The organism is Sphingomonas sp. PP-CC-3A-396, assembly GCF_004343105.1.
In the GTDB taxonomy this organism is placed as follows: Bacteria; Pseudomonadota; Alphaproteobacteria; order Sphingomonadales; family Sphingomonadaceae; genus Sphingomonas.
The window spans coordinates 516,837-529,548 of sequence record NZ_SLYF01000001.1 but is presented as its reverse complement, the minus strand read 5'-3'; the positions used below and the strand labels follow the sequence as shown (position 1 = coordinate 529,548).

The 12,712-nt window shown below is 66.3% G+C and carries 12 protein-coding genes; 7 read left to right on the top strand and 5 right to left on the bottom strand.

The window, feature by feature from the left end:
• Positions 1 to 6 precede the first annotated feature (6 nt).
• Both C8J40_RS02400 and C8J40_RS02395 read left to right on the top strand, forming a co-directional pair.
• The gene (locus C8J40_RS02400; protein ID WP_243693168.1) at positions 7 to 1,995 is read left to right on the top strand and encodes a tetratricopeptide repeat protein; all 1,989 of its coding nucleotides are present in this window, start codon (positions 7 to 9) and stop codon (positions 1,993 to 1,995) included.
• Positions 1,996 to 2,082: 87 nt separating this feature from the next.
• The gene (locus C8J40_RS02395) at positions 2,083 to 2,904 is read left to right on the top strand and encodes a DUF815 domain-containing protein (protein ID WP_132895612.1); all 822 of its coding nucleotides are present in this window, start codon (positions 2,083 to 2,085) and stop codon (positions 2,902 to 2,904) included.
• A 45-nt stretch (positions 2,905 to 2,949) separates the two neighbouring features.
• On the opposite strand, the gene C8J40_RS02390 is transcribed toward C8J40_RS02395, so the two are convergent.
• Both C8J40_RS02390 and C8J40_RS02385 read right to left on the bottom strand, forming a co-directional pair.
• Positions 2,950 to 3,195 (bottom strand): hypothetical protein, encoded by a 246-nt coding sequence (locus C8J40_RS02390; protein ID WP_243693167.1) that lies wholly within the window; start codon positions 3,193 to 3,195, stop codon positions 2,950 to 2,952.
• A gap of 98 nt (positions 3,196 to 3,293) precedes the next feature.
• A complete protein-coding gene (locus C8J40_RS02385) occupies positions 3,294 to 5,075 on the bottom strand; it encodes an ATP-binding cassette domain-containing protein (protein WP_132895611.1) in 1,782 nt (593 codons plus the stop codon).
• Between the two features lie 121 nt (positions 5,076 to 5,196).
• On the opposite strand from C8J40_RS02385, the gene C8J40_RS02380 reads away from it, so the two are divergent.
• The 3 genes from C8J40_RS02380 (at position 5,197) to C8J40_RS02370 (ending at position 7,609) form a co-directional block, all read left to right on the top strand.
• Positions 5,197 to 5,511, top strand: a complete 315-nt coding sequence (locus C8J40_RS02380) for a hypothetical protein (protein ID WP_132895610.1) — start codon at positions 5,197 to 5,199, stop codon at positions 5,509 to 5,511.
• 23 nt (positions 5,512 to 5,534) lie between these two features.
• Positions 5,535 to 6,200, top strand: coding sequence for a response regulator transcription factor (locus C8J40_RS02375; protein ID WP_056061146.1), 666 nt, complete (start codon positions 5,535 to 5,537; stop codon positions 6,198 to 6,200).
• A 98-nt stretch (positions 6,201 to 6,298) separates the two neighbouring features.
• A complete protein-coding gene (locus C8J40_RS02370) occupies positions 6,299 to 7,609 on the top strand; it encodes an ATP-binding protein (RefSeq protein WP_132736936.1) in 1,311 nt (436 codons plus the stop codon).
• 37 nt (positions 7,610 to 7,646) lie between these two features.
• On the opposite strand, the gene C8J40_RS02365 is transcribed toward C8J40_RS02370, so the two are convergent.
• Positions 7,647 to 8,549, bottom strand: coding sequence for a prephenate dehydratase (locus tag C8J40_RS02365; protein ID WP_132895609.1), 903 nt, complete (start codon positions 8,547 to 8,549; stop codon positions 7,647 to 7,649).
• Between the two features lie 105 nt (positions 8,550 to 8,654).
• Between C8J40_RS02365 and C8J40_RS02360 the strand changes: the two genes are divergently transcribed.
• Positions 8,655 to 9,371, top strand: coding sequence for a cytochrome c family protein (locus tag C8J40_RS02360; RefSeq protein ID WP_132895608.1), 717 nt, complete (start codon positions 8,655 to 8,657; stop codon positions 9,369 to 9,371).
• Positions 9,372 to 9,585: 214 nt separating this feature from the next.
• On the opposite strand, the gene C8J40_RS02355 is transcribed toward C8J40_RS02360, so the two are convergent.
• The gene (locus C8J40_RS02355) at positions 9,586 to 10,470 is read right to left on the bottom strand and encodes a TIGR00730 family Rossman fold protein (RefSeq protein WP_132895607.1); all 885 of its coding nucleotides are present in this window, start codon (positions 10,468 to 10,470) and stop codon (positions 9,586 to 9,588) included.
• Between the two features lie 166 nt (positions 10,471 to 10,636).
• Positions 10,637 to 11,290, bottom strand: a complete 654-nt coding sequence (locus C8J40_RS02350; protein WP_132895606.1) for an extensin family protein — start codon at positions 11,288 to 11,290, stop codon at positions 10,637 to 10,639.
• 211 nt (positions 11,291 to 11,501) lie between these two features.
• On the opposite strand from C8J40_RS02350, the gene C8J40_RS02345 reads away from it, so the two are divergent.
• A complete protein-coding gene (locus C8J40_RS02345; RefSeq protein ID WP_132895605.1) occupies positions 11,502 to 12,656 on the top strand; it encodes a phosphoserine transaminase in 1,155 nt (384 codons plus the stop codon).
• Positions 12,657 to 12,712 lie beyond the last annotated feature (56 nt).

The following is a 12,712-nucleotide window of genomic DNA, read 5'->3' as shown; positions in this document are numbered from 1 at the left end:
TATCCGATGCTGCGACGGCGCCGGCGGCGGCGGTTCAGGATGCCGATCGCGCTGTCCGCCGTGCTGTCCGGCAATCGTCCGCGGCTGCTCGCGATCTGCGTGTTGTGTCTGATGGTGGTGGCGGTCGGCGTCGGATTGGCGATGCGCTCGCCGCGGCCCGATGCGCGCCGGTCGCTTGCCGACAGCCTGACGACGTTGGAGGCCGGGAATTACAGCGCGGCGCGGACCAATGCGCAAGCGGCCGTTGCCGCGATGCCTACGCTGGGAATCGCTCATGCCGTGCTGGCGCGCGCCTATCTCGAACTCGGCGACGGGCTTGCAGCCGAAGCCGAGCTTGCACGAGCGGTCGATGCCGGGCTGTCCGCGGATCGGCTGCATCAGCTTCTGGCGCATGCACGCCTGTTGCAGGGCGACCCGGAAGGCGCGATCGACGAAGCCGCAGCGGCGCAGCCTCGCTACGCCGCCTACGCTCAGCGTATCCAGGCGCGCGCGCTTGCGTCGCAGGGCAAGCTGGCCGACGCACGCACGATCCTACAGACGCTGCTCGACGGCGCGCCGGATGACTCAGCGGCATGGACCGATCTCGGCCGTATCCGGCTGACTGCCGGCGATATCGGCGATGCATCGATCGCTGCGGCACGCGCGGTGGCGCTGGCGCCGCGCGAGCCCTCCGCACTGACGCTGCAGGGCGAGGTGATCCGTGACCGCTACGGGTTGGTGGCGGCGCTGCCGTGGTTCGAAGCGGCGCTCAAGCGTGATGCCTATTACCATCCGGCGCTGATCGAATATGCCGCGACGTTGGGCGACGTCGGACGCAACGCCGACATGCTGGTCGCCACGCGGCGCGCATTGCAGGCCCGACCGGGTAGCCCTCAGGCGCTGTATCTCCAGGCGGTGCTCGCCGCGCGGGCAGGGCGAATCGACCTGGCCCGTGCGCTGCTTCGCCGCACGGGGGGAGCGATTGGTGGCCTGCCGGGAGCGTTGCTGCTTTCCGCGAACCTGGATCATGCGCAGGGCAAGTTCGAACAGGCTGCGACCATTTGGCGCCAGCTGATGACCGAACAGCCGCTCAACGTCGTCGCCCGACGCTTGCTGGGCGCGGCTCTGCTGCGTTCCGGCGATCCGCGTGGCGCGCTCGACGTGCTGCGACCGATCGGATTGCGCCGCGACGCCGACAGCTACACGCTCATGTTGATCGCGCGCGCCTGCGAAGCCACCGGCGACCGGGTTATGGCCGCACAATTTCTCGACCGCGCTGCGACCGGCCCCGCCGCACCTGCCGCTGCGTTTGCGACGGACGATTCGCTTGGCGCATTGATGGCCGGGGCCGATACCGCGATCGACGACCCGACCTATGTTCTTGGCGTGATCCGCGGCCAACTCGCCAATGGCGATACCGCAGGCGCGATCGCGCGTGCGGGTACGCTGGTAGCGGCGGGGCCGGGGGCACCGGCCGCACAGCTGGCGCTCGGCGACTCGCTGGTTGCGGCGGGGCGTTTTGGCGAGGCCGCCGGCACCTATGCACGTGCAGCGGACCTCGCGTTCGACGAGCCGACTATGCTCAGGCTGGTCGATGCCCTAGGCCGTGCTGGTCGCGGCGAGGATGCCGCGGCGTCGCTTGCTTTGTATCTGTCGCAGAACCCTCAGAGCGTGGCCGGACAGCGGCTGCTAGGCCATTGGCAGGTGGCGTCGGGCGATTGGGGCCGGGCGATCGAGACGTTGGAAGGGCTCCGCCGCCGTGTCGGCAACCGCGATGGCGGCGTGCTCGTCGATCTTGCGCTGGCCTATGCGGGAAGCGACGATGGCGCGATTGCGGTCCGCTACGGCCGCGCGGCCTACGCCTTGATGCCGATGAACGCCGCCGCCGCCGATGCCTATGGTATCGCACTGGCGGCGAACGGCGATACCGCGGGCGCTCGGCAAGTGCTGGTCAAGGCGACCCGGCTCGCACCGGACGATGGTGCGATCGCAGGACATCTCCGCCAACTCGGTTGAAGGCCCGTCCAGTCGGTGCCTTTCCGCCTGAATGCCCAGCCTCGCTGGATGCTTGTTCAACCGGCTGCAAGCCGCCAAGAGCGGGCCATGACCAACCCATTGGACCGCATCGCCGCCGCGCTGGAGCGGCTTTCGCCGCCGCCGCCGCCGCCGGCCGATCCCCATATTCATCCCGCCTATACCTGGCGTAGCGAATCACTGATTACGGTCCGCCGCTTCGCGCCGCTCGCGCTCGACATGCTGATCGGCGTCGATCGTCAGAAGGCCGCGTTGATCGCGAACCTGCGTCATCTGGCGACCGGCTATGCTGCGCAGGACGTGTTGCTGTGGGGCGCGCGCGGCACGGGCAAGTCGGCGCTGGTGAAGAGCGCGGTCGCAGCATTGCAGGGGGAAGCGCGGGATGTAACATCGCCTGGTGATCTCGCGCTGGTCGAGGTGTCGGATCTGAGCGGGCTACCGGCATTGTTCGATGCGTTGGCGCGGGTCGATCGCGCCTTTGTGGTGTTCATCGACGATCTGGGGTTCGATGTGCCGGCCGATGCGCGCGCGCTGCGGTCGATCCTGGAGGGCGGGGCAGAGCCGAGGCCCGCCAACGTTCGGCTGGTCGTCACCGCAAACCGCCGACATCTCGCGGCACGTGATATTGCCGAACAGGAAAGCGCGATCAATCCGCGCGACTCGGCGGACGACCATATGGCCTTGGCGGACCGTTTCGGTCTCAGCCTGGGCTTTCACGCGCTGGATCAGGATGGGTATCTTGCGATCGTTGCGGCCTATGCCAGAGCAAACGATCTGAAATTCGAAACCAGCGATGCGATTTCGTGGGCAACACGCCGCGGGAGCCGTTCGGGCCGCGTGGCGTGGCAGTTCATCGTCGATCTCGCGGGTCGGGCCGGTAGGCCACTCTAGCCGCGAAACGAGTGGGCCGACGCGTTTGGCGTCGGCCCGAAACGCTTAGTTGCTGTCCGAGTCGTCGTTGTTATCGTCCTTGACGATAGCAATCACGCCGATGGCTGCAACGCCAGCTGCGATCAGGATCGCGAAGATGCCGCCGCCGCCAGCGAGCTCGCTCTTGTTGGCAGTTGCCGAACCAGTGCGTGCGTTCGCAACCGACAGGCTGGCAGGAGCAGCCGACGCTGCAACCGAGGTGGTCATCATTGCAACAGCAAGTGCGCTGCCGGTAAGGGCCTTGAGCTTCATAAACATCTCCACAATAAACGAACCGAACTGCCGCAACGCAGCAATTGCAAGCTGGTTCCCCTAGTTATCAAAGGCATAAAAGTCCAGCTAAATCTAGTTTAAGACGCGCCTTCAACCATTTCTGCAAGCTCGAGCCAACGTAGCTCGGCCGACTCCTTCTCGGCCCGCGCGGTTTCGATCGCCTTGGTCAGTCTCGCGAACGTCGCATTATCGCGCATGTACAGGTCGGGTTTAGCGAGTTTAGCCGCATCGGCCGCCATCTGCGCGTCGAGTTCCTCGATTCGTTTGGGCAGCAATTCATAGTCGCGCTGATCCTTGTACGTCAGTTTCGCGCGGGGGGCGGCAGCCGGCGGTGCAGTGGCGGCGACCTTCTTCGACGCGCGCTTGCCGGTCGTCGTCGAGGCGCGACGCTTCTCCCAATCCTCGTACCCGCCCGCGACGACGTCGACCGTCCCCGAGCCATCGAGCCCGAGCGTGATCGTCACGGTGCGGTCGAGAAAGTCGCGGTCATGGCTGACGATCAGGACGGTGCCGTCGTAATCGCCGATCACCTCCTGCAACAGATCGAGCGTCTCGAGATCGAGATCGTTGGTCGGCTCGTCGAGCACCAGCAGGTTCGACGGCTTGGCGAATTCGCGCGCGAGCAACAGTCGCGAACGTTCACCGCCCGACAGCGAGCCGATCTTCGCGTCGACCATGTTCGGGTCGAACAGGAAGTCCTTCAGATAGCCATGGATGTGCTTGCGCACGCCGAGCACGTCGATCCATTCGCCGCCATCGACGACGACTTCGCGGACCGTCTTTTCGGGCGCCATGAGGCTGCGCTGCTGGTCGATCACCACCGCGTCGAGCGTCTGTGCCAGCTTGATCGAGCCGCTGTCGGGCTGGATCTCGCCGGTGAGCAGCTTCAACAGCGTCGACTTGCCCGCGCCGTTGCGGCCGACGATGCCGATGCGGTCGCCTCTGGTTACACGCAGCGTCAGGTCGCCGATGATCGTACGGTCGCCGTACGCCTTGGTGACGTTCTTGGCGTCGATCACGACCTTCGTCTTGGAATCGTCGCTGCTGGTCGTCAGGTTCGCCGAGCCTTGTGGCCCAATCATCGACGCGCGTTCGGCGCGCATCTCGTGCAGCTTGGTCAGACGGCCCTGGTTGCGCTTGCGACGGCCGGTGACGCCGCGGAGCAGCCAGTGCTCCTCCAGCTTCAGCCGCGCATCGAGCTTCTCGGCCTGGCGCTGTTCCTCGGCATAGACCTGCTCGGTCCACGCCTCGAACCCGCCGAAACCGACCTCCGCCCGGCGGATCGCGCCGCGATCGAGCCACAAGGTCTGCTTGGTCAGGCGGGTCAGGAAGGTGCGGTCATGGCTGATCACGACGAACGCGCCGCGGAAGCGCTTGAGCCACTCCTCGATCCACTCGATCGCGCCGATGTCGAGATGATTGGTCGGCTCGTCGAGCAGCAGCACGTCGGGGTCCTGCGACAACGCGCGGACGATCGCCGCGCGGCGCCGCTCGCCACCCGACGCCGACGCCGCCTCGCGCGAGAGGTCGATGCCGAGCTGATCCGCGATCGAATCCGCTTCGTAATTTACCGGCGCGTCGTCGCCCGCCATCACGTAATCGCGCAACGTCGCGAAGCCGCGCAGATCGGGCTCCTGCTCGAGGATCACGACGCGCGTGCCGGGGACGATCACCCTGCGGCCCTCGTCGGCGATCACGCTGCCGCCGAGCAGTTTCAGCAAGGTCGTCTTGCCGGCGCCGTTGCGGCCGATCAGTGCGAGCCGGTCGCGCGGGCCGATGTGGATGTCGAGGTTGCGAAAGAGCCATCCCGAGCCCTGGACGAGTCCGAGGCCTTCGAATGCTAAGATTGGTGCTGCCATGTTCGCGCCACGTAGGGGCGCCAAGTGATGCAGGCAAGTTACACCGTCGTGGTAACCGGCGTCAGGACCATGCGTTGCCTTATTCACAGGCTGTTCAATGCGCAGGCCCTATGCCACGGCGATGAAGATGTTGCTTTTCCTTGCGACCTTGGCCGCGGCGCCTTTGCTGATGGGTGCGGCACCCCTGTTGGCGGGCGAGCCCCCGCAACGTCGCAGCGACCAGATGTCGGCGTTGGAGGCGCGCAGGACCGGAGCGCCGTCTTTGCGCGAGATCGAGTCGCGCGTGATCCCGACGATGAAGGGCGCGCAGTATCTCGGCTCGGACTATGATTCGGGCAGCGCCATTTACACGCTGAAATTCCTGCGCGATGGAACCGTCATCTGGGTCGACGTCGATGGCCGCAACGGCCAGATCGTCGGCCGCACGGGTCGCTGAAAACCCCAATCGAGAGGATAATCATGCGCGTTCTGATCGTCGAGGACGAGCCGAATCTCGGCCAGCAATTGAAGAATACCCTCGAGGGGGCGGGCTACGCGATCGATCTCGCGGTCGATGGCGAGGAGGGGCATTTCCTCGGTTCGACCGAGAATTACGACGCGGTCGTGCTCGATCTCGGCTTGCCCGAGATCGACGGTCTGACCGTGCTCGATCGCTGGCGCAAGGAGGGCAAGACGATGCCCGTGCTAGTCCTGACTGCACGCGACAGCTGGTCCGACAAGGTCGCCGGGCTCGATGCGGGCGCCGACGACTATGTGGCGAAACCGTTCCAGAGCGAGGAGCTGATTGCGCGTCTGCGGGCGCTGATCCGTCGCGCGAGCGGCAACGCCTCGTCGGAGCTGACCGCGGGCGATATCCGCCTCGACACGCGCAGCGGCAAGGTCACGCGCGCTGGCGAGCCGGTGAAGCTGACCGCGCAGGAGTACAAGCTGCTGAGCTATTTGCTCCATCACAAGGGCAAGGTCGTCAGCCGTACCGAGCTGATCGAGCACATCTACGACCAGGATTTCGATCGCGATTCGAACACGATCGAGGTGTTCGTCACGCGGATTCGCAAGAAGCTCGGCCAGGACGTGATCACGACGATCCGCGGCCTTGGCTACAGCCTCGAAGATCCGGACGCCTGATCGGTCCGGTTATGGACAGCGCGTCGATACCTGCCCCCCCAACCGCCGACACGCCGCTCCGCGTGCCGGCGGCGGTGAAGGGATCGCTGTCGCGGCGGATGATCCTGATTGCGGCGGTGTGGATCGGCGTGCTGCTCAGCGGCGGCGGGTTCGCGCTCGACCGCGTGCTGTCGGCGGCGGTGACGCGCAATTTCGACGACCAGCTCGAATACGTCCTCCGCTCGCTACTGAACTCGTCCGAAATCGGTCCTGAGGGCGAGGTGATTTTCACCCGCGAAGCCGTCGCCGACCAGCGATTCCTCGAGCCGTATTCCGGGCTGTATTATCAGGTGTCGGCCAAGGGGCAGGACGACCTGCTGTCACGCTCGCTGTGGGATCGGAAATTGGCGTTCGGCAGCACGCATGACGATCGCACTGCGCATTTCTACGATAGCGCGCAGTTCCCCGACGAGAAGCTGCGGATCGTCGAGCGCGATGCGGTGATCCCCGGCTCCAAGGTGCATTGGCGGTTCCAGGTCGCGCAGAGCCGCGACGGGCTCGACGCGCAGATCACGACGTTGCGCCGCACGCTCGTCCGCAGCTTCGCGCTGCTCGCGCTCGGGCTGATCGTGATGGCCGCGCTGCAAACCTTCTACGGGCTCTGGCCGCTACGCCGGGTGCGCGAGGAGATCGCCCGGATGCGCGCCGGCCAGTCGAACCGGGTGTCGAGCGCGATGCCGGTCGAGGTTGCCCCGATGGTCGAGGAACTGAACGCGCTGATCGAGCATAACGAGCGCCAGGCGGAAGAAGCGCGCCGTCACGCCGGCAACCTCGCGCATGCGCTGAAGACCCCACTGACGGTCATCATGAACGCGGCGACCGCGCAGTCCGACGACCTTGCCGACACAGTGATCCGCGAGGCGCGGACGATGCGGCGGCAGGTCGACCATCACCTGGCGCGGGCGCGTGCGGTCGGCCGACGCGGTTCCGCGCATAGCCGCGCGGACGTCTGGCCTAGCCTCGAATCGGTCGAGCGCGCGGTTGGGCGGCTGTACCGCCATGTCCGGATCGACGTGACGGGACCGCGCGGGCTTCAGGTCCATGTCGAACGGCAGGATCTCGACGAGATGCTCGGCAATCTGATCGAGAACGCGGCGAAATACGGTGGCGGCAGCGTGTTCGTGACGGTCGGCGCGCAGTCGGGCTTCGTCGAGTTCCTGGTTGAGGACGACGGCGTTGGGATTCCGGAAGAGGAGCGGGTGCGCATCTTCGATCGCGGCGTTCGGCTCGATACGGGCAAGCCGGGTACCGGGCTCGGGCTCGCGATCGTGCGCGACGTGGCGGAGATCTACGAGGGGACGGTTGCGCTTGAGGAGAGCGAGGACCTTGGTGGGTTGCTGGTACGACTGCGGTTGCCCGCGGCGAACTGAGCCTGCTTCGATCCTCCCCTTGCAGGGGAGGATCACGTTACCCCCGCGATCGCGCCTGGCGGTACGTTCCCAACACGCGGAGCCATTTCGAGTGGAACCCGAGTTCCTCCAGCGCATGGTCGAGGTTCGCGTCGCCCGGCTTGCCGACGACGTCCGCATAGAATTCGGTCGCGGAGAAGCTGCCGTTGCGCTGATAGCTCTCCAGCTTGGTGATGTTCACGCCGTTGGTCGCGAATCCGCCGACCGCCTTGTAGAGCGCGGCGGGAACGTTCTTCACCTCGAAGATCAATGTCGTCATCCACTCAGCCCCGACCGGCTCCTGCGCTGCCGGCGGCTTGCCGCCCCGCGCGAGAACCACGAACCGGGTCGTGTTGTGGTCCGCATCGGCGATGTCGGTCGCGAGCAGCTCCAGCCCGTACAGCCCGGCTGCAGCAGGCGGCGCCAGCGCCGCGATCGCAGGATCGGCGAGTTCGGCGACCTTCGCCGCAGCGCCCGCCGTGTCGGGATAGCTCACCGGCTCGATCCCGTGCGCCTTCAGCCAATGCCGGCACTGGCCGAGCGCCTGCGGATGACTCATTGCCTGGCGGATACCGTCGCGCGGGCCGGCGCCCATCAACGCATGGCGGATCGGCAGGAAATGCTCGCCGGTGATGACCAGCCCCGATTCGGGCAGCAGGAAATGGATGTCGGCGACGCGGCCGTGCAGCGAATTCTCGATCGGAATGATCGCGCAGTCGGCGCGACCGTCCTTCACCGCATCGATCGCGTCGGAGAAATCGAAGCAGGGGAGGGGCAGGCCATCGGGGAATGCCTCGACCGCCGCGACGTGGCTGTTGGCGCCCGGCGCACCCTGGAACGCGACGGCGCGCGTGGGGTCTGCTGCAGCTGCTTCGGTCATCCGCGCGACGATCGGGCGGGCGGGTACGGCGAAGTTTTCCATGAGCCGGGCGCCTAGAGAGCCGAGGAGCCATGTTCAAGCGCGGCTTGCGGTGCGCGCCCGCGTTTTCTATGGCTGTCCCAAATAGAACAGGGGCGGACGCGCAATATGGACAATCGGACCAATACGATCGCCGGCTGGGTGCTCGCAGGGTGTGGCGCGGCGCTGGGTCTGTCGATCGTCGGGGGCATGATGTTCCACGGCGAGCGCCCCGAGAAGATGGGCTATGCGATCGAGGGTGTCGTCGCCGAGGGCGGCGAAGGTGCCGCTGCCGAAGTGCCGATCGCGTCGCTGCTGCCGACTGCCGATGCCGCCAAGGGCGCCGAAGTCTTCAAGAAGTGCGCCGCCTGCCACACGATCAACCAGGGTGGCGCGAACGGCGTCGGCCCGAACCTGTACGGCACGATCGGCGAGGAAATCGCCAAGGGCAAGGGCGGGTACGCCTTCTCCGCGGCATTGGCGGGCGTCGGCGGCAAGTGGGACTTCGACAAGCTCAACGCGTGGCTGACCAGCCCGCGGAAGTTCGCGAACGGCACGAAGATGACGTTCGCCGGCCTCGGCAATGCGCAGGACCGCGCGAACGTGATCCTGTATCTCAACCAGCAGGGCTCGAACCTGCCGCTCCCCGCGGCGCCTGCGGCTGGCGCATCGCCGGCGGCCAAGGATGCGGCGGCAAAGGATCAGCCGGCGACGGCGAATGCGGCCGAGGCTGCGGCGACCGAAGGTGCGCCGACCGCGGACATCGCCAACACCGGTACGCCTGCGTCTGGCGCGCCCTCGGTCGATCCCGAAGCAGCGCGCAAGGGCGCTCGCTCGGAGAAGTAATCGCTTCTCCCTCTCCCCTGCGGGGAGAGGGGCCGCCCAGCAGCACTCGGCGTGGAACAACTCACCCGCTCGCAAGCCTCAATCCGTCACCCCAGCGAAAGCTGGGGTATTCCCGTTTTGTGCGATCGGTTCGCCTCAAACCGGGAGACCCCAGCTTTCGCTGGGGTGACGGAATAGTTGGCGGACGGGTTTGGTGGGGGTCTGCGGAACGGGCTTACCCCTCGGCCGCTTCCCGCTCGGCCCGCTCGCGATAGAACGACTGCACCGCGTCCCACGCTTCGTCCGCCGTCTCGACATAGCGGAAGATCCCGAGGTCCTTCTCGCTGACGACGCCTTCCTCGACCAGCGCGTCGAAATTCACGACCCGCTCCCAGAATTCGCGTCCGAACAGCAGCACCGGGATCGGCTGGATCTTCCCCGTCTGGATCAGCGTCAGCAGCTCGAACAGCTCGTCGAACGTCCCGAACCCGCCCGGAAACGCGGCGAGCGCGCGGGCGTGCAGGAGGAAGTGCATCTTCCTGAGCGCGAAATAGTGGAACTGCACCGACAGCGACGGGGTCACGTACGGGTTCGGCGCCTGCTCGTGCGGCAGGACGATGTTCAGCCCGATCGATTCGGCCCCCACGTCGTCCGCGCCGCGGTTGGCCGCTTCCATGATCGACGGACCGCCACCCGAGCACACCACGAACTGCCGCCAGCCACGCTCGTCGCGCGGCAGCACGCTGACCTTCGCCGCAAGCTCGCGCGCGACGTCGTAATATTTCGACTTCTCGACCAGCCGCTCGGCGATCTTCTTCGACTTCTCGTCGGTCGCGAGGTCTAGCAGTGCCTTGGCCTTCGACGGCTCGGGAATGCGTGCCGAACCATAGAACACGAACGTCGAACCGATCTTCGCCTCGTCAAGGACGAGTTCGGTCTTCAGCAGTTCGAGCTGGAATCGCACCGGCCGCAGGTCTTCGCGCAACAGGAAATCCATATCCTGGAAGGCGAGACGGTAATGCGGGTGCTGCGTCTGCGGGGTGGAAACGGAGTCGCGGGCGGACTCGGCATCCTGGCTGGCGTTCGGAAAAACGCGCGTCGGTACTCGTGTATCTGTCATTCAGGCGCGATTAGAGGAAAGGGGAGAGCAGGGCTAGACCAAGTTACCCCAAGCTCCGTCCTCTAAGCAGCCGTCATCCCAGCGAAAGCTGGGATCCAGGGATACGGACCGCGACGTTCTTGGCTCTGGATCCTGGGTCGAGCCCAGGATGACGGCTGGGTGCGGGTCAGCGGCAGAAACCCGCGCGATCGTCTTCGAGATGGAGGTGGTTGCGGTGCGCGGCGTTGTAGTCGGGGCTGAGCACCGTCCCGAACCGCTTGCACGCCGACGCGCGGATCGTCTGGAGGAATTGCCGGACCTGCGGATCGGACGAGTTCCAGTCGTTCAGCACGGTGATTCGCCGCCCGTCCTTCAGCACGAACCCGCCGATATCGATCGCGTTGGCGATCGCGTGGCCGGAGCGCCGGTTTGCGTTGCGCGCCGACCCGACGATGTTGCGGCACGAATAGCTCCCCATGCTGTCGATCCGCGCGAGTTCGCTGCCGAGCATCTGGTACGCGGCGGGCGCGACCGCGTTGCGCGTCCAGCCGATGAACGCGCGCGCGGCGCCGCAGCGGACCGCGGTGAGATTGGCAACGGGCACGCCGATATCCACCAGCTTCACGGTGCCCGCGAGCCCGCAACCGGGGCCGGTCTCCCGGTCGGGCAGGACCTGGAACGACACGTGCAACGTCCGCAGGTCGGCAAGGCACTGCGCTGTTTCCCGATTGCTCGGGACGGAGAGGTTGGGGCGGGTTTGTTGCGGGGCAGTGGGACGATCGGCACGTCCGCAGGCGGCAAGCAGAAGGGTGACGATAAGGGAATAAAATACGCGATACATGGGCGTATAATCCTCGCCTTGGGCATCATTGTCACCCTATCTCCGTTCGTGCTGAGCGAAGTCGAAGCATCTCGCCGCAGGCACGGGACCCTTCGACTTCGCTCAGGGCGAACGGCGGGGAGAAGAGTTGACACCCCCGCGAACGCCGCTAGGGCCGGCGACGGGCCACGCGGTCCCAACGCCGCGCGTGCTCTCTGTGAGGAGAGATACATTGACGAATACGACCTACGCACCCGCTACAGATGCGCCTGCGCTGCCCGCTACGAAGCCGGCACGTCCCTTTTTCAGCTCCGGTCCCTGCGCGAAACCGCCTGGTTGGTCCGCGGACAAGCTCGCCACCGATTCGCTCGGTCGCTCGCATCGCTCGAAGATCGGCAAGACCCGCCTCCAGTACAGCATCGACCTGATGCGCGAACTGCTCAAGCTCCCCGATACGCACCGCATCGGCATCGTCCCCGGCTCCGACACTGGCGCGTACGAGATGGCGATGTGGACGATGCTGGGCGCCAAGCCCGTCACCGCGCTCGCCTGGGAAAGCTTCGGCGAAGGCTGGGTCACGGATGCCGTGAAGCAGCTCAAGATCGATCCGACCGTCGTGCGCGCCGACTATGGGCAGCTGCCCGATCTGGGCGCGGTCGACTGGTCGAACGACGTGCTGTTCACCTGGAACGGCACCACCAGCGGCGTGCGCGTGCCGAACGCGGACTGGATCCCGGATGACCGCGAGGGTCTCTCGTTCGCCGATGCGACCTCGGGCGTGTTCGCCTACGACATTGACTGGACCAAGATCGATGTCGCGACCTTTTCGTGGCAGAAGGTGCTCGGCGGCGAGGGCGCGCACGGCGTGCTGATCCTCGGGCCCCGTGCCGTCGAGCGGCTGGAGAGCTACACGCCCGCCTGGCCGTTGCCGAAGGTGTTCCGCCTCGTGTCGAAGGGCAAACTCACCGAGGGCGTGTTCAAGGGCGAGACGATCAACACGCCGTCGATGCTGGCGGTCGAGGACGCGATCTTCAGCCTCGAATGGGCGAAGTCGCTCGGCGAGGACGGGTTGATCAAGCGCTCGGACGCGAACGCGGCGGCGTTGGACAAGATCGTCGAGGAGCGCGACTGGCTCGGCCATCTGGCGGTCGATCCGGCGACGCGGTCGAAGACCAGCGTGTGCCTCACGGTCGAGGGTGCGGACGAGGCGCTGATCAAGGCGATGGCCTCGGCGCTCGAAAAGGCTGGCGCGGCGTATGACGTGGCGGGTTACCGCGACGCGCCCCCAGGTCTGCGCATCTGGTGCGGCGCGACCGTCGACACCGCCGATATCGAAGCGCTCGGCCCCTGGCTCGACTGGGCCTACGCCACCGCCAAGGCGGCTTAACTAGCTACCGCGTCTTTTACGTCCTTCTTCCAATAACCACCCCCAATCCGTCATCC

Bases quoted from the DNA above. Each gene is read 5' to 3' on its own strand.
- C8J40_RS02400 (WP_243693168.1), top strand. From the start codon at position 7: ATGCTGCGACGGCGCCGGCGGCGGCGGTTCAGGATGCCGATCGCGCTG.
- C8J40_RS02395 (WP_132895612.1), top strand. From the start codon at position 2,083: ATGACCAACCCATTGGACCGCATCGCCGCCGCGCTGGAGCGGCTTTCG.
- C8J40_RS02390 (WP_243693167.1), bottom strand. From the start codon at position 3,195: ATGAAGCTCAAGGCCCTTACCGGCAGCGCACTTGCTGTTGCAATGATG.
- C8J40_RS02385 (WP_132895611.1), bottom strand. From the start codon at position 5,075: ATGGCAGCACCAATCTTAGCATTCGAAGGCCTCGGACTCGTCCAGGGC.
- C8J40_RS02380 (WP_132895610.1), top strand. From the start codon at position 5,197: ATGAAGATGTTGCTTTTCCTTGCGACCTTGGCCGCGGCGCCTTTGCTG.
- C8J40_RS02375 (WP_056061146.1), top strand. From the start codon at position 5,535: ATGCGCGTTCTGATCGTCGAGGACGAGCCGAATCTCGGCCAGCAATTG.
- C8J40_RS02370 (WP_132736936.1), top strand. From the start codon at position 6,299: ATGATCCTGATTGCGGCGGTGTGGATCGGCGTGCTGCTCAGCGGCGGC.
- C8J40_RS02365 (WP_132895609.1), bottom strand. From the start codon at position 8,549: ATGGAAAACTTCGCCGTACCCGCCCGCCCGATCGTCGCGCGGATGACC.
- C8J40_RS02360 (WP_132895608.1), top strand. From the start codon at position 8,655: ATGGACAATCGGACCAATACGATCGCCGGCTGGGTGCTCGCAGGGTGT.
- C8J40_RS02355 (WP_132895607.1), bottom strand. From the start codon at position 10,470: ATGACAGATACACGAGTACCGACGCGCGTTTTTCCGAACGCCAGCCAG.
- C8J40_RS02350 (WP_132895606.1), bottom strand. From the start codon at position 11,290: ATGTATCGCGTATTTTATTCCCTTATCGTCACCCTTCTGCTTGCCGCC.